Here is a 324-nt window from a genome sequence, read left to right on the forward strand (position 1 = left end):
CGAACACCCCCACCGGCGGCCCGAACATGATCCTGGACGACGGCGGCGACGCCACCCTCCTGATCCACAAGGGCGTCGAGTTCGAGAAGGCCGGCGAGGTCCCGGCCACCGCCGCCGACGACTCCGAGGAGTACGGCCACATCCTCCAGCTCCTCCGCCGCACCATCGGTGAGAACTCCCAGAAATGGACGCAGCTGGCGTCGGAGATCCGCGGCGTCACGGAGGAGACCACCACCGGTGTTCACCGCCTGTACGAGATGATGCAGGAGGGCTCGCTGCTCTTCCCGGCCATCAACGTCAATGACGCGGTCACCAAGTCGAAGT

The 324-nt window shown here is 66.4% G+C and carries 1 protein-coding gene; it reads left to right on the forward strand.

Features of this window, described 5'->3' with window-relative positions; genetic code table 11:
- On the forward strand, positions 1-324 hold a 324-nt coding region (locus C6N31_RS42725), incomplete at both ends, for an adenosylhomocysteinase (RefSeq protein WP_198359693.1).

Source organism: Streptomyces fildesensis, assembly GCF_016107395.1.
Lineage (GTDB): Bacteria > Actinomycetota > Actinomycetes > Streptomycetales > Streptomycetaceae > Actinacidiphila > Actinacidiphila fildesensis.